Raw genomic sequence first — 24601 nt, forward strand, 5'->3', positions numbered from 1 at the left:
GACGATTTGCCCGCCTCGTGGTATGCCATACTATGCCGCGCACCCGATTTGGTTCCGATCCGCGAAGGCGGGAACTGCATCGCAACCCACGCGTTGTGCAGAGCACATTCCGGGATCGATCTTCTCGTCAGCGGGCCCGAGGCCTTTGGCGAGAAACCTAAAAGGGTACCATTTTTCAAGCCATGAATTCCGACACGCCGAAAAAACCGCAGCGGTCGACCGCCGGCGGCCCGCCCCCAGCTTCCGCAACACAAGGCAAAGGGGGCGAGCCGGAGTGGGCAAACGGACTGCGGCAGCTCTACGATTCCGTGGTCGACGAACCGCTCCCCGACACGTTCCGCAGCCTGCTCGCGCAGCTGGATTCCAAAGACTGATGTCGGACGAGAAGCGGACGGCCACCGAGAAGGCCGATTTCAAACGCGAGTTGACCGAGGTGGTCCCGCATCTGCGCGCCTTCGCGCGCGGGCTCTGCGGGCGCGCCGACATGGCCGACGACCTGGTCCAGGAAACGCTGCTCAAGGCGTGGGCGGCGCAGGATCGGTTCCAGCCCGGGACGAGCATGCGCGCCTGGACCTTCGTCATCCTGCGCAACGCCTATCTCACCGACATGCGTCGCAACCGCTTCCGCGGTGAATATGACGAGACGGTCGCCGAGCGCGTTCTCACCGCGCCCGCAGGTCAGGAAGAACCGATCCACCTTTCGGACATGCATCGCGCGCTGCTGACGCTGCCGCCCGAGCGGCGCGAGGCACTGTTGCTGGTGGGCGCCGGCGGCTTTTCGTACGAGGAAGCGGCGACGATCTGCGGCTGCGCCGTGGGGACAATCAAGAGCCGCGTCGGTCGCGCCAGGGCGGCGCTCAACACGATGCTGTCCGAAGGCAACATCCCGCAGCGCTCGATCGACGATCACGCCGCGCATCGCGCCATCCTCGAGGAGCTCGACGAGGTGGCCGCTGGCCAGGGTGGCGGCCGGAGGTAGAAATTCTACGCCCCGGCACCGCTTGTCTCGTTTCGCCGCGCAGGGCAGATAGACGCTGATGAGCGATCCCGAGCCACCTATCCAGAGCACCCCGCGGCAGCCCAAGCGGCGATCGAACCGGCTCGCCTTCGCCGAGCAGGAATTGCGGCTCATTTCCTCGCTTGTGCTGCTGATCGGGCTCGGGTTGTTCTTCGCCCTGCCCTTCGTCCTGTCGATCGGTTCGGTGGTATTCCTGCCGGTCGTGACCGCGGTCGTGCTGACGGTGATCCTCTCTCCGCTGGCGGACAAGCTCAACGGCTGGGGTCTGCCCAACGCTCTTGCCTCGATCGCCGCGCTGCTGTTCTTCTTCGCCGTGCTGCTGCTCGCGCTCGCGCTTATCCTCCAGCCGGCGATCGCTCTGTTCGACGACGTGCCGACGATGGTGCGCCAGGTCACGCAGCGTTTCGGCGAGGTCCGCGCGCAATTCGCCTGGATTGCCGCGATCAACGAACAGCTCGCGACGCTGATGAAGAACGACGGCACGCGCGAAGTGGTGCTCGCCGCGCCGAGCCTGCTCGAACAGGTGGCCTTCGCAACGCCGAGCGTGATCCTCGAAGTCGTGCTCACGCTGCTGATGGCCTATTTCATGATCGAGGCACGCGTACGGCTGCGCCAGCGGCTGCTGTTCGGCCGTGCCAGCTTCGGCACCAGCATCAAGGCCGCGCGGGTGATCCGCGAGGTTCAGGACCGTGTCGCCGCCTATATTCTCACCGTCGGTTGGATCAACGCGCTGGTAGGCGTGGTGGTCGCCTTCGGCGCATGGGCTCTGGGAGTGGATGCGCCGATCATGTGGGGCGGGCTCGCCGCCCTGCTCAATTTCCTGCCCTATGTCGGCCCCATCGTCATGATCGCCCTGCTCGGACTGTTCGGTATCGGAACCGCCGACACAATTCTTATCGGCCTTATCCCCGCGCTGGCCTATCTCGCGTTGCACACGATCGAGGCGAACCTCGTCACCCCCTCGATCCTCGGCGCGCGGTTCACCATGAACCCGGTCATGATCCTCATCGCGCTATCCTATTTCACCTGGATCTGGGGCGTCTTCGGGGCGCTGCTTTCGGTGCCGATCCTGCTCATGCTGACCGCGCTGTTCGATCATGTCGGGCGACCCAATCTGGTCGGTTTCGTGTTCGGCGAACCGCTATTCGCAACCAATCCCTTCGACGACCCGGTCGACCCGCAGGCGGGTGCATAGAAGACCCGCCGCCATCGCTGGCGACGGGTCTTCGAATGCTAGCCCGAACGCTGGTTAGGCCGGATACGCCCAGGTAGTGCCGCGAGCGAGGTTTTCGCTGGCAAACTTCCAGTTGAGCTTGCCGTTGACCGCATCGAGATAGGCCGGGCGCGCATTCTGGTGATCGAGGTAATAGGCGTGCTCCCACAAATCGATCACGAGCAGAGGGTTCACTCCGTCCTGATCGGCCAGCGTATCGCCGTCGTGGGTTTCGGCGATCACAAGTTCGCCATCCTTGACCGCGAGCCAGACCCATCCGCTGGCGAAGTGGCCGGCGCCGCTTTCAGCCAGCTTCTTCTTGAGCCCGTCGGCAGAACCGAAGGCGCTCTCGATCATGCTCTTGAGTTCGTCGGAGGCGCCGGTTTCCTCGGGTGCCATCGAGTGCCAGTAGAAGCCGTGGTTCCAGCTCTGCGCCGAGTTGTTGAATAGGCCCTGGTTGCTGCCGCGCGCCGCTGCGATGACCTCTTCCAGGCTCTTGTCCGCGAGATCGGTGCCTTCGATCGCGGCATTGGTCTTGTCGATATAGGCCTTGTGGTGCTTGCCGTGGTGGAAGGACAGCGTCTTCGCCGACACGGCCGGTTCGAGCGCGGTGTCGTCGTAAGGCAGGTCGATCAGCTCAAAAGCCATGGATAGTCCCCTCTGGGTTGGTGTGAAAAATTCCGTACTCGCGTCCCTAACGCCCTTGCGGACGCGTAGTTGCACATAGCGGCGATATTGTGCGCGAAAAGGGGGGCGACCGGTCTTTTATTCGCCGCCCATCCACGCCATGGGTGTGGCGCGCAATCAGGAGACGATCCACCCATGGCTCGCAAATTCTTCGGCACCGACGGCATTCGCGGACGCACGAACGAGGGCGTGATGACTGCCGCCACCGCGATGCGCGTCGGCCAGGCCGCCGGAACGCATTTCCTGCGCGGAGGCCATCGTCACCGGGTCGTGATCGGCAAGGATACACGCCTGTCGGGCTATATGATGGAAAGTGCGCTGGTTGCGGGCTTCACCAGCGTCGGCATGGACGTGGTCATGACCGGTCCGCTGCCGACGCCGGCGATCGCGTTGCTCACGCGCGAGATGCGCGCTGATCTGGGGGTGATGATCTCGGCCAGCCACAACCCGTTCGAGGATAATGGCATCAAGCTGTTCGGTCCCGATGGCTTCAAGCTCTCGGACGAAGCCGAGGCGGCGATCGAGCTGTTGCTCGAACAGGAGCCCCTGCTGGTGCAGGCCGACCGGATCGGCCGCGCGCGCCGGATCGACGATGCGCGCGGGCGCTACATCCACGCGGTCAAGCAGTCGGTCGCATCGGATATCCGTTTCGACGGGCTCAAGGTGGTGGTCGACTGCGCCAATGGCGCGGCCTACCAGGTCGCCCCCAGCGCGGTCTGGGAATTGGGCGCCGAAGTCATCGCCATGGGCGTCGAGCCGAACGGCACCAATATCAACGACGGCGTCGGTTCAACCTCACTCGACGCGATCAAGTCGCGCGTAGTCGGGGAGGGGGCTGACATCGGTATCGCGCTCGACGGCGATGCCGACCGGCTGATCGTGATCGACGAAAAAGGCGAGACGGTCGATGGCGACCAGATCATGGCGGTCATTGCCAGCCGACTTCATGCCCGCGGCGACCTCAAGGGCGGCGGCGTGGTCGCCACGGTCATGTCGAACCTCGGCCTCGAACGCTATTTGCAGGGCATCGGCCTCACGCTCGAACGGGCCCAGGTCGGCGACCGCTACGTGCTCGAGCGGATGAAGGAAGGCGGTTTCAACGTCGGCGGCGAGCAGTCGGGGCACATGATCCTGCTCGACCATGCGACGACCGGTGACGGCACCGTTGCGGCCCTGCGCATCCTCGCCAGCCTCGTGCGCTTCGGCAAGCCCGCGAGCGAATTGCTGCACGCGTTCGACCCGGTCCCTCAATTGCTCAAGAACGTACGCTATTCAGGCGGGAAGCCGCTCGAGAACGCTACGGTCAAGCAGGTCATCACCGATGCCGAAGGCGAGCTGGAGGGCAAGGGCCGCCTGGTGATCCGCCCCTCGGGCACCGAGCCCGTCATCCGGGTCATGGCCGAGGGTGACGATGCCGCTCAGGTCGAAGCGGTCGTCGACCGGATTTGCGATGCCGTGAAGGGAGCCGCCTGATGCTCGAGATGCGCCCCGACTGCGAACGATGCGGGACCGACCTGCCGGCCGAGGCGCCGGGGGCCTTCATTTGCAGCTTCGAATGCACCTTCTGCGCGAGCTGCGCCGAGCGCCTCGACGACATCTGCCCCAATTGCGGCGGCGAGTTGATGGACCGCCCGACGCGGACGAGAAAGCTGCAGGAAAAGTTCCCGCCGAGCACCACGCGGAAATTCAAGGGGTGAGCGACACCCCACCCCCGCCCCGCATCCTTTCCATCGCCGGCTCGGACAGCTCGGGCGGCGCAGGCATCCAGGCCGACATCAAGACCGTCACCATGCTCGGCGGCTACGCCATGACGGCGATCACCGCAGTCACGGCGCAGAACACGCGCGGGGTTCAGGGGGTGGAGGCGCTCAGTCCGCAATTCGTAATCGACCAGGTCGACAGCTGCCTGTCGGACATCGGCGCCGATGCGATCAAGATCGGCATGCTCGGGTCGAGCAAGACGGCGCAAATGCTGGCGGAGAGACTCGACACCTTCGCCGGCCCCATCGTGTTCGATCCCGTGATGGTCGCCACCAGCGGGTCGGTGCTCGCGGATGCGGAGACCGTCGCGGGTTTCGCCGCGCTCATGCGGATCGCCACCATCGTCACTCCCAACCTGCCCGAACTCGAAGCGCTCACCGGACGCGAGGGTCTGGTAGACGAGGATGTCTTCGCAGCAGCACAGGAACTGGCCGAACGGCACGCGGTCCAGGTGCTCGCCAAGGGCGGACATGCGGGCGATGAAACGCAGGTCGTCGACCGGGTGGTTTCACCCAGCGGCCGGCTCGGCAGTTTCGCCCATGCGCGGATCGCCACGCAGCACACGCACGGTACCGGCTGCACGCTTTCGGCGGCGCTGGCGACGCTGCTCGGTCATCGCCAGCCCATGACGCACGCGATCCGCATTGCACGCGCCTTCACCTTCGCGGCGATAGAAAACGCCCCGGGCTTCGGAGAAGGCTCGGGGCCGCTCGGGCACCAGGCCGTGCGGCGGCTGGAGCCTGCCGAAGAGAGCTAGCGTTCGAGCTCGTAGAAGGCGCTGATGTGCTCCCAGGCTTCCTCGGCGGTCTCACACCAGCGGAAGAGCTCGAGATCCCTCCTCGAGATCGTGCCTTCGTCGGCCAATGCATCGAAGTCGATCACCCGCGTCCAGAACTCCTTGCCGAACAGCAGGATCGGCATGGGCTTCATCTTGCCAGTCTGGATCAGCGTCAGCAGTTCGAAGAATTCGTCGAAGGTCCCGAAGCCGCCCGGGAAAACCGCCACCGCCCGTGCGCGCAAGAGGAAGTGCATCTTGCGCAGCGCGAAATAGTGAAAGTTGAGCGACAGATAGGGCGTCACATACTGGTTGGGCGCCTGCTCGTGCGGCAGGATGATGTTGAGCCCGATGCTTTCGGCACCCGAATCGCTGGCGCCCTTGTTGGCGGCTTCCATGATCGACGGGCCGCCGCCCGAGCAGACCACGAACTGGCGCTTGCCGTCCTCGATGATCGATTTCTCACTGGCGATCTTCGCCAGCTTGTAGGCTTCGGTGTAATACTTGCTCTTCTTGACGAGGTTCTCGACCACGCGCCGCTCGTCCTCGGGCAGGTCCTGTGCGCCCGCCATCGCGGTCTCGGCCGATTCGGGTGGGGGAATGCGCGCCGAGCCGTAGACCACCAGCGTCGAGCCGACGCCGGCCTCGTCGAGCAGCATTTCGGGTTTGAGCAGTTCGAGCTGGAAACGCACCGGGCGCAGTTCGTCGCGCAGCAGGAAATCGGTGTCCTGGTAGGCCAGCTTGTAGGCCGGATGCGCGGTCTGCGGGGTCTGGTGCGGGAAGATTTTTTCGAATTCGGCCTCTTGGTCGGCCGGGTAGAACTTGCGATCAGAAAGGTCGCGTTCGCTTTTCTTGTCGGTCATGCCCGCCCGATAGGGCCGGCGCGAGCGGCGCACAAGCGCCCACAGAAAAGGAAATGGCAGGGGTGACAGGATTCGAACCCGTGGCCCTCGGTTTTGGAGACCGATGCTCTACCAGCTGAGCTACACCCCTGCAGGAGGGCGCGCATTAGTATGGCCGCCCGCGCTTGGCAAGGCGCATATCGCTCCGCCCGATCAAGTGATATATCGCGACCCCGATGCATGCCCCCGCAACCTCCCGCATTCCGGTGGACCTATTGCTCCGCGCCTATCGCGGCGGCGTTTTCCCCATGGCCGACCATCGCAGCGATCCCGAGGTCTACTGGGTCGAGCCGCGCGAACGCGCGATTATCCCGCTCGACGGTTTCCGTCTCTCGAAAAGCCTGACGAAGGTGCTGCGGCAGGACCGGTTCCGCGTCACCTGCGATACCGCTTTCGCAGGCGTGATCGCCGAATGCGCCGCCCCTCGCGAAGAGCATGCCGAAAGCTGGATCAGCCATCGCATCGAGGCAAGTTATCTCGCGCTCCATCAGGCGGGGCACGCGCACTCGATCGAGTGCTGGCAGGGAAGTGAGCTGGTCGGCGGGCTTTACGGCGTCGCCTTCGACCGGGTTTTTTGCGGCGAGAGCATGTTCAGCCGCACCACCGATGCGAGCAAGGTCGCGCTAGCCTGGCTCGTCGCTGCAATGCGCAGCGGGGGATATGCGCTGCTCGACTGCCAGTTCATGACCGATCACCTGGCGCGGATGGGGGCGGTGGCAATTCCGCAGGCCCGCTACCTGGACCTGCTCAGCGCTGCCGGCGGCTATCCTGCGGCGTCACTACCCGAAGCGGTGGCGCGATTCGGCGCGTCTTCCTCTCCCGGGAAGTCCATTGCGCAGTCCTTGACCCAGACATCGTAGATCGGGTGCTCGACCACGTTGAGGCTGGGCGAGTTCTTGAACAGCCAGCCCGAGAAGACCTTGCGGAACGTGTCCTCGATCCCGCGCTCCTTGACCAGCAATTGCACGAAAGCACCGGTTTCCTTGGGCATCTCCCACGGCGCTGTGCGCTCGCAGGCCTGAAGGCGGACGATCACGTCGCCGACACGCTGCTGTTCGCCCGGTTTGAGCTCGATATCCTGGCTGACGTTGTTGCGCTTGTTGAGAAGGCCCAGCGTCGCGATCCGCTCGGCCATCGGCGTGCCAAGACCTGCCTCGGCGGCAGGCTGCGCGGGCAGTGCGGATTGCTGCAGGTCTTCCGGAATCGCGGTGGCCACCGCGTCGGCGGGCTCGTCGGCCTCCCTCTCGCACGCTGCGAGCAGCGCCAACGGAACGAGGAGGGCGAGCGCCCCGCGCATCGTCACGCCTCGGGCGACCAGGCTTCGTAATCGCCCGTCGCACGGGCGCGTCGGCCGCCGCGTTCGAGCGCGCCGGCGGGGCGATAGGCGCCAGCCGTGCCGGTGGCGTTCGGCGTGTAGTCGACTTCCCAGATGCGCGCGGGCGGAAGGTGGCTTTCGGGAACGTCGTCGAAAGCACCGTGCAGCCAGCCATGCCATTCGCTCGGCACGCGGCTGGCGTCGTTGGCACCCTCGTAGATCACCCAGCGCCGCTCGCGACCGTCGCCGGTCTTCTTCTTGGAGCGGTAGTACTTGTTGCCCTGCGCGTCGGTGCCGACATGCTCGCCATTGCGCGAGGACCACAGGAGCGTGCCGATCGTGGCGCCGTCCCACCAGGTGAAAATCTTGCCGAGGAAGCTCATGGCCGCGCGGTTAGCGGATTCGTGCGCGCGGGCCAAGACCGTTCGACACTTACCATTCGACGTGATCGCCCGGTTCGATGCCCAGCTCCTCAGCTCGGCCGCCGCGCAGTTCGAGCACACCGAGCACATTCCCCACCGAATAGACCGGGTCGAGCGAATAGGGCTCCGTCATCGCGGCGATATTGCTGATCTTTTTGTCCGGCCCGATGAAGATGATGTCGAGCGGCAAGGGCGTGTTCCGCATCCAGAAGCTCTGCGCGGTGGTTCCGTCGTAAGGGAAGATCATCCCCTCGAAATCGCCCAGCTCGGTGCGGAACATTAGTCCGCGCGCCTGCGCTTCGCGGGTCTCGGCCACTTCGACGTGGAAACCGATCCTTTCGGTGTCGCTGATCACGGTCAGAGGAATGATCCTGAGGCCGGAGACAGGGTGCACGTCCGGAGCGACGGCTTCGGCGGTTCTGACCGATTGTCCGGCGGGCGACTCGGCCTGGGTTTGCGGAGAACAGGCGAGCAATGCCGCCAGTCCGGCGAGCGCGCCGATGCCCTTCAGAGCGATTCGTCCGGTGTTTCTGCGACCCATTCCTCGAGCTCCTCGATAGTGCGCGCTTCGAGAACGCGCCTGGCGTGGTCGAACTCATGGCCCGCGCGGACCATGGCGGCAAGCCGCTTTTCCTTGAGCTTGCGCACCTCGTCGGGCGCCCCGCCCAGCGGCTGCCCGAACGGGCCGAAGCGGCGCTTGCGCGCGAGCACCAGCGCGGCCTGGCGCCTCACCCCCTCCCCGGGTTCGAGATCGTGGCGCAGATCCTCGCCGATCCCGGCCGCGCGCAGACTTTGTTCGACGCGCCGCGCGCCATAGCCACGGGCAGTCAGTTCGGATGCCCGTGCGCGACCATAGGCCTCATCATCGACATAACCCTTCTCAGCGTATCGGGAGACCAGCTCCTCGACATCCGCCTCTTCCCCCTCGACGTAGCCGCGCTCGCGCAATTTTCGCTGCAGATAGGCCCTGAGTTTCCCCGAACTGGTCGCGAAACGCGCGACGTAGGCCAGCGCCAGTTCTTCCAGCCGCGTGCGGTCGAGCGGTTTTGCCCGGCGACGAGTGCGCCCAGATGTTGCACGTTCATCATCCATCGGCCATATTCCTGCCACAGTCCTTTAAGAATGGGAAACGCGGGAGAGCGCGCGACGTTACGGTTCGCGTGACAGATCGAGCAATGAGGGAGGCCACAGAGCCCCTGCTATTCACGGGTATCGCCGAACATTATGACCGACGCCGTATTGACGCCGACGCCGAACGATTGCGACCTACCTCGTCGCCGCTCGGACTTCGCGACCTTTAACGAAGCCATCGACTACGCTGCGCGCAGCGCCAAGGGGCTCAACTTCCACGATATGCGCGGGATGCTCGAACGCGTCTATCCCTATGCCCAAATGCGCGAGGACGCGCTCGATGCGGCTCGTCGGCTCGTGGCGATGGGCATCGAAAAAGAAGACCGCGTTGCGCTGGTCGCCGATACAAGTCCCGAATTTGCCGCGCTTTTCTGCGGCTGCACCTTGATGGGCGCCTGGCCCGTTCCGCTGCCGCTGCCGACCACCTTCGGCGGCAAGGAAAGCTATATCGATCAGCTTTCGGTGCAGCTGCAGAGTTCGGATCCGAAGATCCTCATCTACCCGGGCGAGATCGCCGAGATGGCCAAGGCCGCTGCCGACCGGCAGGGTTGCGGCGGCGAAAGCTGGGACGAATTCGCCGAACGTCCCGCTCCCGATTGCGACCTGCCCGAAGCCCGGCCGGACGACATCTGCTACCTGCAATATTCGAGCGGCTCGACTCGCTTCCCGACCGGTGTGGCGGTGACGCACGAGGCGCTGCTGCACAATCTGCGCGGTCATGCCGAATCGATGAACATCGGCATGAACGACCGCGTGATCAGCTGGCTGCCGTGGTATCACGACATGGGGCTGGTCGGCTGCTTCCTCTCGCTGATCGCCAACCAGGTTTCGGTCGACTATCTCAAGACCGAGCATTTCGCGCGCCGCCCGCTCGCCTGGCTCGACCTCATCAGCCGCAACAAGGGCACCACGCTCAGTTATTCGCCGACCTTCGGCTACGATATCTGCGCGCGCCGCATCTCCAGCCAGAGCCATGTCGCCGACCGCTTCGACCTGTCGCGCTGGCGCGTCGCGGGCAATGGCGCGGACATGATCCGGCCCGACGTGATGCAGAATTTCGTCAATGCTTTCGCCGATGCCGGCTTCCAGGCGAGCAGCTTCAACCCCAGCTACGGCCTCGCCGAAGCGACGCTGGCGGTGACCGTCATGCCCCCGGGCGAAGGAATTCGCGTCGAACTGGTCGAGGAGGAGCGTCTGTCGGGTCGTCCGCGCGACTTGTCGAAGCCCGCGCGCTATCGCGCCATTGTCAATTGCGGTAAGCCGATCCCAGGCATGGAAGTCGAAATCCGCGGCGAAAACGGCGTGCTCAAGGGCGATCACCAGATCGGCAAGGTCTGGTGTCGGGGCAAGAGCGTGATGCATTCCTACTTCCGCAACCAGGAAGCAACCGACGACTGCCTCGTCGACGGATGGCTGGACACGGGTGACATGGGTTACATGGGCGATGGCTACCTCTTCATCGTCGGCCGTGCCAAGGACATGATCATCATCAACGGCAAGAACCTGTGGCCGCAGGACATTGAATGGGCGGTCGAACAGTTGCCCGGCTTCAATCACGGCGACATCGCGGCCTTCTCGATCGATACGGAGAGCGGCGAGGAAGCCCCGGCGGTGCTCGTCCACTGCCGTGTATCCGATCCTGAAGAGCGCATCCGCCTGCGCGACCAGATCGCCGACAAGGTTCGCGGCGTAACCGGCATGAGCTGTGTGGTCGAGCTGGTCCCGCCGCGCACGCTGCCGCGCACCAGTTCGGGCAAGCTGAGCCGCGCGAAGGCCAAGAAGCTCTACCTCGCTGGCGAAATTCAGCCGTTGGATCTTGCCGCCTGACCGCAACCGCCGGCTTTCCGGTGCGAAAGACAGCGCGAGCGAAACGCCACCGTTCGCCGCAGGATTTCAGAGGGTTCGTCGATTTCCACGGAACCGGAGCTGGCTTCGTGAATTTCACGAAAGGTCGTGCGGGTCGCTACCCAGGCTGAATCGTAGATAGAGAGATGTCGCACACACTCCCTGGAAAGCGTGTCCTGATTGTCGAAGACAATCCGATCATCGCGTATGATATCAGCGATTTGGTCGAAGACACCGGCGCCGAGCCGGTGGGTCCCGCGCTCGATCTCGCGTCGGGCATGCGCCTTGTCGTAGAGAACCATCTCGATGCCGCACTGCTCGATATCGATCTGGGTGGCGAGTATGTTTGGCCGATCGCCGAGGCACTCGATCGCAACGCGGTGCCCTACGCTTTCGTCAGCGCGCAGTGCAACGCCGACCCGATGCCCGAAACGTTCCGTTCGCGCCCCTGTATCTACAAGCCGGCCAAGCCAAACGACATCATCAATGCCTTGATCGGGCTCGCCGGGAAGCCGAAGGCCGCAGGATAGCCCCGGTGGAGCGCCGGATCGGTATCAGGCTCAAAAGTCCCAAGCTGTTATCGTCGCTACCAATGTCTGGGAGATGACGGCTCGCAAGCGCCGATAATTGCCTTGCCCCGAGCACTGTCCAAGCGGCATGATCGTCCGATAGGACGACACCGTGCTTGAAGATCGTGTATTGCAACCCTAATACAGGATCAGAACCGCCTGGAGAGACAGCCACCCATGAGCGAAACCAAAACGCAGACCGCTACCGAGACCGCCCTCGATCTCACCCCGCCTGATCCGGTGCCCGAGGTGAAGCCCGAGAAGGCCGCGGGCCTGGTGCCCGTGTCGGACGAGGTGAAGAGCAAGCTCGAAACCAAGGTCGACGGTTTCGTCGCCGATCTGATCGCCGAGGATGCAAATTCGCCCGAATTCGGCAAGAAGGTCGACCAGCTGACGAATATGGGCCGCAAGGAAATCATGGCCGCGGCGGGCATGTCGAACCGTTTCCTCGACCGCCCAGTGCGCGCAATGGACAAGGATGAAGGCGTCGGCGCCAATCTTGCCGAGCTGCGCCGCGTGGTCGAGGATCTCGACCCTGGCAAGCGCGGCAAGCTGTCGGGTACGCGCAAGTTCCTCGGCATCATTCCCTTCGGCAATAAGCTGACCAATTACTTCCGCAGCTATCAGAGCGCCCAGACGCACATCCAGTCGATCCTCAACAACCTCGCCAGTGGCAAGGACGAGCTGATCATGGACAATGCCGCGATCGACGTGGAGCGGCAGAAGCTGTGGGAGGCGATGGGCAATCTCGAGCAGATGATCCACATCTCCAACACGCTCGACGCCAAGCTCGAGGACAAAGCCGCCGAGCTCGACGCGACCGACCCGGCCAAGGCCAAGGCGGTGCGCGAGACCGCGTTGTTCTACGTCCGCCAGCGGACCCAGGACCTGCTGACACAGATGGCGGTGAGCGTGCAGGGCTATCTCGCTCTCGACCTCGTCAAGAAAAACAATGTCGAACTGGTGAAGGGTGTCGACCGCGCCAGCACGACCACGGTGGGCGCGCTGCGTACCGCGGTGACCGTGGCTGAGGCGATGACGAATCAGCGGCTCGTGCTGGGCCAGATCACCGCGCTCAACGAAACGACGGCAGGGATCATCGATTCGACCAGCACGCTGCTGCGCGACCAGACCGGCAAGATCCACGAACAGGCCGCGGCCTCGACCATCCCGCTCGAAACGCTCCAGCGCGCCTTCCAGAACATCTACGATACCATGGACGAGGTCGACAATTTCAAGCTGCGCGCTCTCGACAGCATGAAGCAGACGGTCACTCTGCTCAGCAGCGAGGTCGAAAAGTCGAAGGGCTATATCGCTCGCGCCGAGGGCCAGTCGCAGGCGCAAAAGCAGGTTTCCGAATCGAGCCTGCTGAGCATCGAGGGCTGAGGGTAACCGCGTGAACGACCTCACCCGAGACAGCGACCGCATCCTCGCCGAGAGCAAAGCGCTCGTGCGCGACAACCGCGAAGGCGGTCGTCATCGCCGTGCGCCCTCCATCGGGGCGGGCTCGGCCAAGGTGAAGCGCGAGCATCTGATGAAGAAGGTCCGCAACGTGGCAATCGCGCTGTTCGCGTTATGGGTCGGCATGGGGGTACTCGGCATCATTGTCGACGGAATCGGCTTCGTCGGGATCATGGCGCTGGTCGTGGCCAGCGTGGTCGCGATCGGCGTCCTCGGGAATTATCCGAAGATGCGCACCCCCAGGCGCGCCGACATCAACAAAGGCAATGTCCAGCAGATGGTAAGCCGGACCGAACTGTGGCTCGAAGCGCAGCGCCCCGCCCTGCCCGCGCCCGCCGCCAGGATCGTCGGCGACATGGGCGTTCAACTCGATGCGCTCGGCCTGCAACTCGAAGGCCTCGACCAAGACCATCCGAAGGCGCGCGAGGTGCGCAGCCTGGTGGGCGAGCAGCTGCCAGAGATGATCGACAGCTACCGCCGCATCCCGGCGCATCTGCGCAAGGAAGAGCGTGCCGGTTCGACCCCCGATCAGCAACTCACCGACAGTCTCGACAAGATCAGCGGCGAGATCGATTCGATCACGCGCCAGCTCGCCGAAGGCTCGCTCGACGACCTGGCGATCAAGCATCGCTATCTCGACTACAAATTCGGCAGTGGCGCCGAAACCAGTCCGCAACTGGAGCACAAGAGCTGATGCGCGTTCCCATTCCCCACGATCTCGAAAAGGAAGAGGTGCGTCGCCGCCTCCGCGAGCACAGCCACGAGATCGGCCAGTTCGTTCCGGGAGGGCTCGCCGACGTGACCACACATTGGCCCAATGAGGATCGCATGGATCTGTCGGTCAGGGCCATCGGCCAGGGCGTCGACGGGTGCGTTCTTGTCGAGGATGGACAGGTCGTGTTCGAGGTGAACCTGCCGCCGGCGCTGTCCTTCGTCGAGCCGATGGTCGCCGGCGCGATCCGCCAGCAGGGCCAGAAGCTGATCGCCAAAAAGTAGGTCAGCGCTACCCGCTGGCAAGAGAATTTCCTGTTTCAGGAACGAACTCGCGCTTGGGGCGCTGGAAAGGGAAGTACGCCGTCGGTGGGGCCGATCGGCGGACATTCGGCCTTCCGAGGCAGGACGGTAGGGAAAGCGAGGCCGAACGAATGCCGGCAGACGATGGGGTGGGTCGCACCATCCGGAATTATCTCAGGAGCGAGACCTCGGCAGAACACACCCGGCTTGACGAGCGGCTTGGCGCGCTCGTAACCGGCGACGTCGAGGACTACGCCGCATTCCTCGCCATTCAGTATCGCGCCCGGAAGGGTATCGAGCGTTGGCTGGAACAGCATTGCATTGCAAATGCGCCTCCGCCGCAAACCGGGCTGATTGCGCGCGACCTGGGCGAGCTTGGCCACCCGCTTCCCTTCGACACGCCCGACTTTGTCGCCGCTGATGAGGCACAGAGCCTCGGCATTTGTTGGGTGCTCGCTGGCTCGGCGCTCGGCAACCGGGCCATCCTTGCGCGGATGGCCAAGCTGGATGCGTCGCGGCCAGTGGCCTTCCTGTCGGATTCCGCGATGGGGGATTACTGGCGCGGGCTGCTTCCGACGCTGCAGCGCCCGAATGCGGAGAGCGACATGCGCGGCCCGCGCGATGGCGCGCGGGCCGCTTTTGCCCATTTCAACGCGGTGGCTGCAGAGAGCCTCGCCCTCGAGGCAGCGTGATGCAGCCGCACGACGTCAACCTCACCAATTGTGATCGCGAACCGATCCACCAACTCGGTCGGATCCAGGATTTCGGCGCGCTGATCGCGGTCAATTCCGATTGGTTCGTTTCGCATCGTTCGACCAACCTCGAGGATATCCTTGGTGAGGGCCGCGATCTCCAGCTCGGTGACGGGCTCGACGGATTCTTTGCGCCGGTCGCGTTGTCGGAGCTGCGCAGTTCCGCTGCGACCCTCGGTATCGATGACCAGGTCGAGCGCATGTTCGGCATGCAATTGTTTGGCACCGACGAACTGTTCGATTGCGCTCTGCATACCTCGGGCCCGAACACGATCATCGAGATCGAACGCCACGTTGCGGGCGATCTCAACCGGCAGCTCGGCAATCTGCGGCCGATCATGACCCGGCTCGAGAAGCGCACCGACGTGGAAAGCCTGGTCGGAGAGGCCGCCCGCCAACTGCGACATGCGCTCAAGATCGACCGGGTGATGGTCTATCGCTTCCACGACGACCTGTCGGGCGAGGTCATTGCCGAAGCCGCGCGCGAGGATCTCGAGAAATTCTACGGCCTGCGCTATCCCAAGACCGACATCCCGGTCCAGGCCCGCGCGCTCTATCTGCGCAACCGGTTCCGTATCATCGCCGATGTCGAGGCTGAGCCGGTGCCGATCGAGCCAGAGGTTTCGTTGACCGGAGAGCCGCTCGACCTCAGCATGAGCTCGCTGCGGGCGGTCTCGCCGATCCATATCGAATATCTCAAGAACATGGGCGTGGGCGCCTCGCTGTCGATCTCGATCATCGTCGGCGGGAAGCTCTGGGGGCTGTTCGCCTGCCACCACTACGGCCCCAAGCTGCTGCCCTATTCGAGCCGGACGGCAGCCGAGCTGTTCTCGGACTACTTCTCGCTCATGCTCGACCGGACCATGGCCCGCGAGGCATCCGAACGGAAGGAGCGCGCACGCGAGATCCATACCAGGCTGATGCGCGACATTGCCGGGGGTGCCCCGCTTCCGAGCAGCCTGCCGATGATCGAACCGGTCATCCAGCAGGTGATACCGCACGACGGGGCGAGCATCTTCGTCGACGGCGTCTACGATGCGCGCGGGGCAGCGCCCAACGAGGAGGAATTCCGCGCCATAATCCCCAATCTCAAGGGTGGAGCGACAAGCCGGATCCTAGCCAGCGAATCCATCTCCGACCACCTGCCCCTGGCGGAACGCTTTGCCGATCGCGCAGCCGGCGCGCTGGTCATTCCGGTGTCGCGCACTCCGCGGGATTATCTGATCCTCTGGCGCAAGCCGCTGGTGCGTACGGTGACATGGGCGGGCAATCCCGAGAAACCGGTCGAGACCGGTCCGAATGGGGACCGGCTGACGCCGCGCAAGAGCTTCGAAGCGTGGCAGGAGACGGTCGAGGGTCGGGCCGAGAGCTGGTCCCCCGCCGAGCTCGACATCGCCGAAAGCCTGCGTGTCACTCTGCTCGAGATCATCCTGCGCCTCACCGACGAGGCAGTAACCGAACGCAGCAAGGCGCAGCGTCAGCAGGAACTGCTGATCGCCGAGCTCAATCACCGCGTGCGCAACATCCTCAACCTGATCCGCGGATTGATAAGCCAATCGAAGGGCGACGCGCGCGACATCGAAAGCTTCGTCGACATCGTCGGCGGGCGCATCTCGTCGCTCGCCTCGGCGCATGACAACATCACGCGTGGAAACTGGTCGTCCGCGCCCTTCTCCGAACTGCTGGAGACAGAAGCGGATGCCTATCTCGCGGGGAAGAAGGACCGGCTCGACCTCTCGGGCCCCGAGGCGATGATCGCACCCGAAGCCTATACCGTGCTTGCCCTCGTCATCCACGAGATGATCACCAATTCGGCAAAATACGGATCGCTCAGCGATCAGGCGGGGAGGCTGGCCGTCGAAGTCAGCGAGAATCCGGAAGGCAATTTCTGCCTCGACTGGCGCGAAACCGGCGGTCCGCCGGTCAAGCCACCCAAGCGCCGCGGGTTCGGCAGCGCGATTATCGAGCGTTCTATCCCTTACGAATTGGGCGGGACGGCCGAGATCGACTATCGCCTGGAAGGCGTCGTCGCTCGATTTTGCATTCCGGGACGCAATGTCGAATGGGGCACGCGCGAGGGCGAAGGCTTCACCGCCCTCAAGAAACGGAAGGAAGGCCATTTGGAAAACCCGCCCGCGAGTGTCCTGCTGGTCGAGGACAGCATGATCATCGCACTCGACGCCGAGGACTGTCTCAAGGAGTTGGGGGTCGAGACGGTGCGTACCGAGAGCTCGGTCGTGGCGGCACTCGATGCTCTGTCGAAGACGCGCCCTGCCCTCGCCATTCTCGACTACAATCTCGGCAAGGAAAACAGCGAGCCGGTGGCCGAGAGACTCCGCGAGATGGGCGTGCCCTTCTGGCTCGCGACGGGCTATGGCGAGATGGCCGACCGGCTCGAAAGGCTCGGCGCTCTCGGCCTGCTCACCAAGCCCTATGGCAAGGACGAGCTCGAGCAGGTCCTGGCGAGCTACACCCCGGAATAAGCCGGCGCAGGCAAGGCGCGATCAGTTGAAGAAGCGCTGCTGATAATAGAAGGTCGCCGCGACCGGCGTACCGCGGCTATCACGCGCGGGCTCGAAACGGATCTGCTCGTAAGCCAGCCGGCACACCACGGCATCGGTTTCCGGGAACGGGCTGGGACGATAGACGCTGCACCCTGTCACCCGCCCCGCGGCGGAGACCGACAGCTTGACGATTACCGACTTGCCGATCCGCACCTGCCGCCCGCCCGGCGGCACCGGAAAGGCGCTCGCATCGGTGATCGCCTGCACCAACACCGGCTTGGTCGCTGCCCCGCCGCCTTGGCCGCCGCCACCCTCTCCGCTCCCGGTACCCTCCCCCTGCCCGGAACGGCCGGTTCCCTGACCCTGGTCGGTGGCCCCGGCACTGTTCGCGGTTCCGGTGGACGAGGCGCGCGGCGCGGGGGGATCCTCGCGCATCCGGCGCTTGGGCTCGGGCGCAGTCACCGCGTCGGGTACCGCTTCGCGACCCGGATCGCCCTGCGCGCCCTCGGGTTCGGGAGCGGTCGGCTCTGGTTCGTCTTCGGGAGCGGAGACGGTGACGGTGAAGGCCGACACGACTGTGCGCTCGACACCCGCCACCGCACTCGGCGCGAGTGCCCGGACGAGGACGTAGAACAGGGCGATATGGATCAGCACGATGAGCGCGAGCACCCATGGGTTGGGCCGCGGTTTCGTCTGGCTGTAACGGGTGACCTGCTGATCCATTCCGGTTCAACGGGAATCCACGCCTGCCTGTTCCGGTGGGTCGGTCGGAAGACATGAAAGAGGGCGGCCCTCAGCGAAGAGGACCGCCCCTAGGTTGATCACGTTCCGGAGTCTCCTCCGGAACTTCTTATGATCAGAAGCCCCAGACGAGCGACGCGGTGATCGCGCGCGGCGGGCCGATGTTCACGAAACCGCCCGAGGTCGTCAGGCCGGTCGAAGCCGAGCCGATGTAGACCTCGTCGAAGAGGTTAGTGATGTTGACCTGGAAGTAGGCCTTGTCGAAGTCTTCGTCGAAGTAACCCAGCGACAGGCGCGCATCGAGATCGGCAACGGTGTAACCCGGAAGCTCGACCGTGTTGATGTCGTTGAGGTAACGCATGCCCGTACGCTTGACTTGCGCACCAAGTTCGACCGGTCCGAGATCGGCCTGGACGCGGGCACCGAGGGTGTACTTCGGGGCACCGGCTTCGCGCTTGCCTGCGGTTTCGGCGAACGAGGTCGCACCCGTCTGGACGTCGTCCTTGATGTCCGACTTCAGGTACGAACCGAAGAGGTAGATCAGGAACGGGTCGGCCGGCTTCCACGAGATGCTGCCGTCGATGCCATACTTGTCGACAGTACCGAGGTTGCGGGTAACCGTGCGGTCGAGAACCGGATCGTAGGCCGATGCGAGACGGTTGTTGTAGCGGTTGAACCAACCCGAAACCTGGGCCTGGATGTTGCCGCTCTGGTAACGCAGACCAAGGTCGAACGAGTCCGACGTTTCCGGGGTCGGCGCGACACCGGCCAGCAGCGAACCGTAGAGAGTGTCCGTTCCCGGAACCGACAGGTTCTTGGCGTAGCTTGCGAAGACGCTGGCATCACCAAAGGTGTAGGTGAGACCGACGTTCGGAAGCAGCTTGTCGTACTTGTACTTCGCCGAAGTCGGAGCGAGGTAGCCAGGGTTGGCAGCAACATAGTCTGCAATGTCGGTGGCACCGTTGATGCAGTTCACGTTGCCCGAGGTGTCGGTCGTCACGCAGTACTGGTTGAGGTCGCGGGTGAAGAACGGCGCGCGAACACCGATCTGGGCCACGAGGTCGCCGAACTCGCCACGGTACTCGGCCGAAACCTGGTTGAGCGTAGCGTAGGAGAGACGGTCACGCTTCTGCGGGGCAACACCGTTGATGTCGAGCAGCGGGTCGTTGATCGGGAAGACGTCGAACGGCTCGCCGTTGAGCTGCAGGCTGCCTGCCGTACCGGTCTGGCGGTGACGCGCGCGGTCGAAGGTGTAGGCCAGACGCACGCGGTTGTTGTCGTCGATGTCGTAGATCAGGTTGGCGATCACGCCATAGCGACGGGTCTGCGTGTGGCTGGGCGACAGGATGTTGACGTAATCCAGCGTATCGCCGTCACCGTTGAGGTCGACGCCACCGAAGAAGTAGTACTGCGTCGAGCGGCTGTTGCGCTGCGGGTTACGCGGATCGGTCTGGAAGATGCCGCCGGTGTAACCATCGGGCGAGAAGCCTTCGAAGCCGATCGAGGTGCCGCCGCCATTGGCCTTCACGTACTGGAAGCTCGGATCGACCGTCAGGGTCAGCGAGTCGCCAAGAGTGAAGCGCGAGTTGCCGCGGATGTTGCCGGTGTTCGACGGATTGTAACGACGCTCGAACGGAGTGCCGCAGCTATTGTACTCGTCCTGAACGCCCGCTTGCGGGACGTCGACCGTGCACGGCGTGCCGTCGAACAGATCGTAGAAGCGATCTTCCGGTTCCTGAATCGAGTAGGTTTCGATCCCGCCGAAGAAGGCCGGCGAGCCGTTGAAATTGTTGCGGTTCTGGTTGTAGTGACCGGCGATCGAAACGAAGTCGCCATTGTCGCCCAGCGGCTGGAAGATCTTGGCGTTGTACTGCTGCTTGTCGACGCCGCCGTAGTTCGAGAAGACCGAATCGTTCTCGGTGCGCGAGGCGGTGAAGTAGGCCTTGAGGCCGCCAGCGGTGATTTCGCCGGTCTCGATCTTGCCGAAGAAGCGATACATCATGCGGTCGCCCGGATTGCCGCGCGCGATGATGTTGCCGTAGGTCATGCTGGTCAGCACGCCGAATTCGTCGTCGGGAACCTTCGAACGGATGTTGATGGTGCCGCCGGCGGCCGAAGCGGTCGGGCTGTCGACGTCGGTCGAGCCGAGGCTGACGGTCGCATACTCGATGATTTCGGGGTCGAGCATCTGGTTGGTGTACAGCGCGTAGTTACCCGAGTCGTTCAGCGGAACGCCGTCGAAGGTCTGCGAGATACGGTCCGACGAGAAGCCGCGGATGGTGAAGCTGCCACCCAGCGAACCGAAGGGGTCGTTGTTGGTAAAACTGACGCCCGGGACAAGGTTCAGCGTGTCGTTGATGGTCTGGCCGGGGTTCTGGCGGCTGATCAGCTCGGAGCCGATCTGGACCTTCGCCTTGGGCGATTCGGGAATATCGACACCGCCGACATCGGTCGAGCGGGCGCCCGAAACGATGATGACGTTTTCGTTGTCGAAGTCGGCCGAACCGGTCGACTGTGCGGCGGCCGGAGCAGCGACCATCGCGCTGGCGGTGCTGACCACCGAGGCGGCCAAGAGGTATTTGAACTTCATCGAGATGATCCCTTCGGTCTCGTTAAAGGTTGCCTGGAATTGGAGAGCCCACTCCCAATGGCGGGAGGACGCTGAGCCCAAGCGACCTTTTTGTGACAAGATCAAGACGTATGTTGCAGGCGCGAGACGCACCTGCAGCGAACACAAGAAAGTTGCTGTTTTTTAGGAGAAAATTTGCGTTGCAAAATAGCAACTAGTCCGAAAAATCGGGTCCCGCGCACGAAACCCGATCTATCGGCGTCGTCGATCGTCAGGCGAGGTTGATTTCGCGCAGCCGCTGGAGAAGGAAATCGTGGCTGCTGATCGGCGCCGGATGATCCTCGGGGTGTGCGGGATCGATGCAGGAGGGAAGCGTCTCGATCACGTAGTCGGGCCGGAAGTGAAGGAAGAAGGGCATCGAATAACGCGCACGATAAGCCGCCTCGCCGCGCGGGTTGACCACGCGATGCTGGGTCGACTTGAGGCGATGGTTGGTCAGACGGTCGAGCATATCACCGATATTGACCACCAGCGCCCCTTCGGGCGGCGCCACCGCCTTCCACTCACCCTGCGCGGTCAGCAGTTCGAGACCGGCCTCTTCCGCGCCGAGCAGCAGGGTGATGGTGTTGATGTCGCCATGCGCGGCAGCGCGGATCGCGCCTTCGGCCTCCTGGCCCTCGAGCGGCGGGTAGCGCAGCAGGCGCATGACCGAATTGCCGTCTTCGACTGTAGGCGCGAAGAAATCGCGATCGAGACCGAGGTGGAGCGCGATGCCTTCGAGCACCCGGCTACCGGCGGTTTCGAATGCAGAATAGAGCTCGGAGAAGATCTCGCGGAAGCCTTCGACTTCGCTCGGCCAGACATTGTCGGCCATATATTCGGCGAGCGGGTGGCCTTCGGGAAGTTCACGTCCGACGTGCCAGAATTCCTTGAGATCGTGGACCTTGGCGTCTTTGGCCTTCTCCGTCCCGAAGGGCGTGTAGCCGCGGGCACCGCCGCCGCCGGGGATGTGATAGGCCTTCTTGACCTCGTCGGGCAGCGCGAAGAAGGTCTTCGCCAGCGTCTCCGCGCGGTCGATCAGCTCCTGCGGAATGCCGTGGTCGCGGATGACGGCAAAGCCGTATTCCTCGAAGCTGCGGCCCAGCTCGTCGGCAATGCTCTCAAGCGGCTGTGCCAGCGACACAACCGCAATATCGGTGTTCGAATCGGTCATAATGGGTGCGCCCTTTAGTACGGGAGGAAGAGTCCCGCCAGCGCCGCGCTCATCAGATTGGCGAGGCTGCCCGCGGCCAGCGCGCGGATACCCAGCTTGGCGATCACAGGTCTTTGATTTGGCGCAAGTCCGCCGGTGACGGCCATCTGGATGGCGATCGAGCTGAAATTGGCGAAGCCGCACAGCGCGAAGGTGATGATCGCGCGGCTGCGGTCGGACAGTGTGCTCGCATCCATGGCACCGAGATCGATGAAGGCGACGAATTCGTTGAGCACGATCTTGGTGCCGAACAACCCGCCCGCCGCACCCGCCTGCTCCCAGGGAATGCCGATCAGATACATCACCGGCGCGAAGACGAAGCCGAGCAGCTGCTGGAAGCTGATATCCGGATAGCCGAACCAGCCGCCGATGCCGCCGAGGATGCCGTTGGCGAGAGCGACGAGCGCGACGAAAACCATCACCATGGCGCCGACGGCTACCGCCAGCCTGATGCCGGTCTGCGTGCCCTGCGCGGCGGCCTCGATCACATTGGCGGGGCGATGCCCTTCCTCGAAGGTCTCGGCGACCTCGACCTCATGCGGCTTGCCGCTCTCGGTCAGCGCCGCCGGCCCCTCCGCACTGATGCGCGAAGTCGGCAAGACGATCTCTCCTTCGGGATCGATCCCGGCCATCTCAGCTGCATCTCGGGCCAAAAGGCTCTCGTCGTCGGGCATGATGATCTTGGCCATCAGGATCCCGCCTGGTGCCGACATGAACGCGGCTGCGAGCAGGAAAGGGACCGCCTCGGCCCCGATGAAGCTGGCATAGGCGGCGAGAATGGTCCCCGCGACGCCCGCCATGCCCACGCTCATCAGCGTAAACAGCCGGCTCGGCGTCAGCGCGGCGAGATAGGGCCGCACCACCAGCGGGCTTTCGGACTGCCCGACGAAGATGTTCGCTGCGCTGCCCAGTGCCTCGACCTTGCTAATGCCGGTGATCCAGCCGATCGCCCCGCCGACCCAGCGCACCAGCCGCTGCATGATGCCCCAGTGATAGAGGATCGAAACGATCGCCGCGAAGAACACGATCACCGGCAGTGCGGCGATGACGAAAGTGTTGGTGAAGGGATTGGCATCCATTGGCCCGAAGACCGATTCGATGCCGACTCTCGAATAGGAAAGCAGCGCGATCACTCCGCTTGAGAGCGCCTGGATCAGCTCGACGCCCCACGGGGTGCGCAGCACCAGAAGTGCCATCAGTGCCTGCAGCGCGAAGGCTGCACCGACCACGCGCAGCTTGATGCGGCGCTTGCCGGTCGACAGCAGGAAGGCAATCAGCAAGATCGCCAGCACGCCGACGAGATTGATCAGGATGGGCGGCATCGGCTTCCCTTCGGAGGCTACAAGTTGCGGATGAAATCAGCCGCTGTCTTGCTTGCGCCGCCCCATTAGTCAATTTTCACCGCAAGCCGACGGCCCAGCCGTCCCCGAATTGTACGAGACCGATCCATGACACAACCCGCCAACGAGACCCGGCTCGCCGCCGCAGCCATGCCGCTGGGCCTGTTCGTATACACGCTGCTCTATGGCGGAATGACCGTTCTGGCGGGCGTGCTGGCCTACAAACAGGTGCAACTCTGGCCGACCGAACTGGCGGTCGAGTCGGGCATTTTCGCCTTTCTGCTGCTGGTGGTGATCTCGAGCACGCTTGCCCAGCTCTACGGCGAAAAGATTGCCAACCGGATGGTCTGGTTCGGCTTCGTGCCGCTGCTCGTCGCCTCACTGCTGATGCAGCTCGTGCTCAAGCTGCCCGCCTCGGTCGAGATGGTCGAATTCCGCGGCGAGGACCTCGCCGCATTCGAGCATGTCCATGCGACGCTGTGGCGCGTGTGGATGGCGGGCCCTGCCGCCTATATCGTCTCGCTGCTGCTCAATGTGTGGATCTTCTCGCGGCTGCGAGGATCGTCCGACGGCGCCTCGACGCTGTCGCTGATGGCGCGCGGCGCAATTGCCTCGGCGCTGAGCCAGGCGATCGATTCGGTGATCTTCATCACGCTCGCCTTCTATGGCCAGTTCGACATCACCAATCTGCTGATCGGCCAGGTCATCGCCAAGGTCGCGCTGAGCTTGGTGCTGGTACCGTTCCTGATCACCGGCGGGGTCGCAATCGCCCGCTGGCTCGACCGGCGCTAGAGCTCCTTTACGTTTTCGATCACGATCTCGTCGAGACCATCGCCGTGCAGCACCGAGACGTCGCCGGTAGTCTCGAGCACGACCGCGCGCACGCACGACAGGTCGAGCGCATTGGCCTCGCGCAGTTTGGCGATGAGATCACTTTTCGCCACGCGGGTCTTGTCGAGCGCATCGTCGAGGAACTTGCCGTCGCGCATGAGGAAGACCGGCTCGTTTTGCATGACATCTTCCGCGGCGTCTGAAGCCTTGCGGATCCGCGCCGCGAGGAACTGGACGAGGAACAGCCCCCCCATCGCCATCAGTGTCTGCCCGAACTCCTTCCAGTCGCTCGCCTGCGCCGCGCCGGCGACGAGGCTGCCCAGGGCCACGGTCATGACGAAATCGAAATTCGTCATCTTCGACAGCGAGCGCAGCCCGTTGATGCGGATCAGCAGCACGATCCAGACGATCGCGGCAGCGGACAGAAGCACGCCGCGGAGGGCGATATCGAGCCAGGTGTTGTCGACGAACATGGGGCATCAACGCACGAGCACCGCGC

At 63.9% G+C, this 24601-nt stretch carries 26 protein-coding genes and 1 tRNA gene; 15 read left to right on the forward strand and 12 right to left on the reverse strand.

The window, feature by feature from the left end:
- Positions 1–182 precede the first annotated feature (182 nt).
- Genes K3181_RS04410 through K3181_RS04420 form a run of 3 tightly spaced genes read left to right on the forward strand, consistent with a single transcriptional unit; the run spans position 183 to position 2213 of the window.
- Positions 183–374 (forward strand): NepR family anti-sigma factor, encoded by a 192-nt coding sequence (locus tag K3181_RS04410; RefSeq protein WP_221601145.1) that lies wholly within the window; start codon positions 183–185, stop codon positions 372–374.
- The gene (locus tag K3181_RS04415; protein ID WP_221601146.1) at positions 374–979 is read left to right on the forward strand and encodes a sigma-70 family RNA polymerase sigma factor; all 606 of its coding nucleotides are present in this window, start codon (positions 374–376) and stop codon (positions 977–979) included. Before K3181_RS04410 ends, K3181_RS04415 begins: the two co-directional genes overlap by 1 nt.
- A gap of 58 nt (positions 980–1037) precedes the next feature.
- Complete coding sequence (locus K3181_RS04420; RefSeq protein ID WP_221601148.1) at positions 1038–2213, forward strand: AI-2E family transporter; 1176 nt, start codon at positions 1038–1040, stop codon at positions 2211–2213.
- A gap of 54 nt (positions 2214–2267) precedes the next feature.
- On the opposite strand, the gene K3181_RS04425 is transcribed toward K3181_RS04420, so the two are convergent.
- The gene (locus K3181_RS04425) at positions 2268–2879 is read right to left on the reverse strand and encodes a superoxide dismutase (protein WP_221601150.1); all 612 of its coding nucleotides are present in this window, start codon (positions 2877–2879) and stop codon (positions 2268–2270) included.
- A 174-nt stretch (positions 2880–3053) separates the two neighbouring features.
- On the opposite strand from K3181_RS04425, the gene glmM reads away from it, so the two are divergent.
- From glmM to thiD, 3 genes are read left to right on the forward strand one after another with little or no spacing between them, the layout of a single operon-like run.
- Positions 3054–4391 (forward strand): phosphoglucosamine mutase, encoded by a 1338-nt coding sequence (gene glmM, locus K3181_RS04430; RefSeq protein ID WP_221601152.1) that lies wholly within the window; start codon positions 3054–3056, stop codon positions 4389–4391.
- Complete coding sequence (locus K3181_RS04435) at positions 4391–4615, forward strand: DUF1272 domain-containing protein (RefSeq protein ID WP_221601176.1); 225 nt, start codon at positions 4391–4393, stop codon at positions 4613–4615. The genes glmM and K3181_RS04435 overlap by 1 nt, the downstream gene beginning before the upstream one ends.
- A complete protein-coding gene (thiD, locus tag K3181_RS04440) occupies positions 4612–5436 on the forward strand; it encodes a bifunctional hydroxymethylpyrimidine kinase/phosphomethylpyrimidine kinase (RefSeq protein ID WP_221601178.1) in 825 nt (274 codons plus the stop codon). Before K3181_RS04435 ends, thiD begins: the two co-directional genes overlap by 4 nt.
- Here thiD and K3181_RS04445 read toward each other — a convergent pair.
- Together K3181_RS04445 and K3181_RS04450 are read right to left on the reverse strand one after the other, a co-directional pair.
- Positions 5433–6317: an LOG family protein gene (locus tag K3181_RS04445; RefSeq protein WP_221601180.1), complete on the reverse strand. Its 885-nt coding sequence runs from the start codon at positions 6315–6317 to the stop codon at positions 5433–5435. The two genes, thiD and K3181_RS04445, sit on opposite strands and share 4 nt — an antisense overlap.
- Before the next feature lie 54 nt (positions 6318–6371).
- Positions 6372–6447 (reverse strand) — tRNA-Trp (locus K3181_RS04450).
- A gap of 85 nt (positions 6448–6532) precedes the next feature.
- On the opposite strand from K3181_RS04450, the gene aat reads away from it, so the two are divergent.
- Positions 6533–7216: a leucyl/phenylalanyl-tRNA--protein transferase gene (gene aat, locus K3181_RS04455; protein ID WP_221601182.1), complete on the forward strand. Its 684-nt coding sequence runs from the start codon at positions 6533–6535 to the stop codon at positions 7214–7216.
- On the opposite strand, the gene K3181_RS04460 is transcribed toward aat, so the two are convergent.
- From K3181_RS04460 to K3181_RS04475, 4 genes are read right to left on the reverse strand one after another with little or no spacing between them, the layout of a single operon-like run.
- Positions 7120–7653 (reverse strand): DUF2155 domain-containing protein, encoded by a 534-nt coding sequence (locus K3181_RS04460; protein ID WP_221602830.1) that lies wholly within the window; start codon positions 7651–7653, stop codon positions 7120–7122. The genes aat and K3181_RS04460 overlap by 97 nt on opposite strands.
- Positions 7654–7655: 2 nt before the next feature.
- Positions 7656–8054 carry an NADH:ubiquinone oxidoreductase subunit NDUFA12 gene (locus tag K3181_RS04465; RefSeq protein ID WP_221601184.1) on the reverse strand — a complete coding sequence of 133 codons (399 nt, stop codon included), beginning with the start codon at positions 8052–8054 and terminating at the stop codon, positions 7656–7658.
- Positions 8055–8103: 49 nt separating this feature from the next.
- Complete coding sequence (locus K3181_RS04470) at positions 8104–8634, reverse strand: DUF192 domain-containing protein (RefSeq protein WP_221601186.1); 531 nt, start codon at positions 8632–8634, stop codon at positions 8104–8106.
- Positions 8601–9185 (reverse strand): regulatory protein RecX, encoded by a 585-nt coding sequence (locus K3181_RS04475; RefSeq protein WP_221601188.1) that lies wholly within the window; start codon positions 9183–9185, stop codon positions 8601–8603. Before K3181_RS04475 ends, K3181_RS04470 begins: the two co-directional genes overlap by 34 nt.
- Positions 9186–9317: 132 nt before the next feature.
- Here K3181_RS04475 and K3181_RS04480 point away from each other — a divergent pair, with 132 nt between their 5' ends.
- The 7 genes from K3181_RS04480 (at position 9318) to K3181_RS04510 (ending at position 17348) form a co-directional block, all read left to right on the forward strand.
- On the forward strand, positions 9318–11051 hold the full coding sequence (locus K3181_RS04480) for a fatty acyl-AMP ligase (RefSeq protein ID WP_221601190.1): 1734 nt from the start codon (positions 9318–9320) through the stop codon (positions 11049–11051).
- A gap of 164 nt (positions 11052–11215) precedes the next feature.
- The gene (locus tag K3181_RS04485; protein WP_221601192.1) at positions 11216–11599 is read left to right on the forward strand and encodes a response regulator; all 384 of its coding nucleotides are present in this window, start codon (positions 11216–11218) and stop codon (positions 11597–11599) included.
- A 216-nt stretch (positions 11600–11815) separates the two neighbouring features.
- Positions 11816–13024, forward strand: coding sequence for a toxic anion resistance protein (locus K3181_RS04490; RefSeq protein ID WP_221601202.1), 1209 nt, complete (start codon positions 11816–11818; stop codon positions 13022–13024).
- A 10-nt stretch (positions 13025–13034) separates the two neighbouring features.
- Entirely contained in the window at positions 13035–13793 is a 759-nt protein-coding gene (locus K3181_RS04495; protein ID WP_221601204.1) for a conjugal transfer protein TraF, read from the forward strand.
- Complete coding sequence (locus tag K3181_RS04500; protein WP_221601205.1) at positions 13793–14095, forward strand: polyhydroxyalkanoic acid system family protein; 303 nt, start codon at positions 13793–13795, stop codon at positions 14093–14095. The genes K3181_RS04495 and K3181_RS04500 overlap by 1 nt, the downstream gene beginning before the upstream one ends.
- A 149-nt stretch (positions 14096–14244) precedes the next feature.
- Positions 14245–14805 (forward strand): biliverdin-producing heme oxygenase, encoded by a 561-nt coding sequence (locus K3181_RS04505; RefSeq protein ID WP_221601208.1) that lies wholly within the window; start codon positions 14245–14247, stop codon positions 14803–14805.
- Positions 14805–17348: an HWE histidine kinase domain-containing protein gene (locus tag K3181_RS04510; RefSeq protein WP_221601210.1), complete on the forward strand. Its 2544-nt coding sequence runs from the start codon at positions 14805–14807 to the stop codon at positions 17346–17348. The genes K3181_RS04505 and K3181_RS04510 overlap by 1 nt, the downstream gene beginning before the upstream one ends.
- Before the next feature lie 21 nt (positions 17349–17369).
- On the opposite strand, the gene K3181_RS04515 is transcribed toward K3181_RS04510, so the two are convergent.
- The 4 genes from K3181_RS04515 to K3181_RS04530 form a co-directional block, all read right to left on the reverse strand.
- On the reverse strand, positions 17370–18092 hold the full coding sequence (locus K3181_RS04515; protein ID WP_221601212.1) for an energy transducer TonB: 723 nt from the start codon (positions 18090–18092) through the stop codon (positions 17370–17372).
- Positions 18093–18225: 133 nt separating this feature from the next.
- A complete protein-coding gene (locus tag K3181_RS04520; RefSeq protein WP_221601213.1) occupies positions 18226–20700 on the reverse strand; it encodes a TonB-dependent receptor in 2475 nt (824 codons plus the stop codon).
- 250 nt (positions 20701–20950) lie between these two features.
- Positions 20951–21892: an isopenicillin N synthase family dioxygenase gene (locus K3181_RS04525; RefSeq protein ID WP_221601221.1), complete on the reverse strand. Its 942-nt coding sequence runs from the start codon at positions 21890–21892 to the stop codon at positions 20951–20953.
- Between the two features lie 14 nt (positions 21893–21906).
- Positions 21907–23253 (reverse strand): NupC/NupG family nucleoside CNT transporter, encoded by a 1347-nt coding sequence (locus tag K3181_RS04530; RefSeq protein ID WP_221601222.1) that lies wholly within the window; start codon positions 23251–23253, stop codon positions 21907–21909.
- 126 nt (positions 23254–23379) lie between these two features.
- Between K3181_RS04530 and K3181_RS04535 the strand changes: the two genes are divergently transcribed.
- The gene (locus K3181_RS04535) at positions 23380–24063 is read left to right on the forward strand and encodes a queuosine precursor transporter (protein WP_221601225.1); all 684 of its coding nucleotides are present in this window, start codon (positions 23380–23382) and stop codon (positions 24061–24063) included.
- Here K3181_RS04535 and K3181_RS04540 read toward each other — a convergent pair.
- Positions 24060–24575: a DUF421 domain-containing protein gene (locus K3181_RS04540; protein ID WP_221601227.1), complete on the reverse strand. Its 516-nt coding sequence runs from the start codon at positions 24573–24575 to the stop codon at positions 24060–24062. The genes K3181_RS04535 and K3181_RS04540 overlap by 4 nt on opposite strands.
- Between the last annotated feature and the right edge of the window lie 26 nt (positions 24576–24601).

Origin of the sequence: Qipengyuania mesophila (assembly GCF_019711655.1) — a bacterium.
GTDB lineage: Bacteria > Pseudomonadota > Alphaproteobacteria > Sphingomonadales > Sphingomonadaceae > Qipengyuania > Qipengyuania mesophila.